1 protein-coding gene is annotated in these 420 nt (G+C 69.5%); it reads right to left on the bottom strand.

Translation table 11 applies throughout. The features are described from left to right. Positions 1-420, bottom strand: a 420-nt coding sequence (locus tag ACLZOT_RS50095; RefSeq protein WP_416976001.1) for an acyltransferase domain-containing protein, incomplete at both ends; no start/stop codon positions are given.

The following is a 420-nucleotide window of genomic DNA, read 5'->3' as shown; positions in this document are numbered from 1 at the left end:
CCCACGACGCGAACAACCGGAACACCGCCACCTCGAACGCGAACAACGCCGGCTGCGCCCACCCCGTCTCCCTCAACAAATCCTCACCACCCCCGAACACCACCTCTGCCAACGACCCCGGCAACAACCCCTCAAACCCCGCACACACCTCCCCGAACGCCTCAGCAAACACCGGAAACTCCCCCACCAACCCCCGCCCCATCCCCACCCACTGCACACCCTGACCCGTGAACAAAAACGCCGTCCTGCCGCCCTGACCGGCCGCCCCCGTCACCACACCCGCGCCAAGTTCCCCGGCAGCCAGCCCGGTCAGCCCGGCGACCAACTCGTCCCGCCCGGTGCCCAGAACCACCGCACGATGCTCCAGACTCGCCCGGGTCGACACCAGTGCCGCACCCACCTCCACCAGGCCCAGCCCCG

Source organism: Streptomyces sp. 4F14, assembly GCF_048159485.1.
GTDB lineage: Bacteria > Actinomycetota > Actinomycetes > Streptomycetales > Streptomycetaceae > Streptomyces.
The sequence above is the reverse complement of the archived record's forward strand: the minus strand, read 5'-3'. Positions and strand labels throughout refer to the sequence as shown.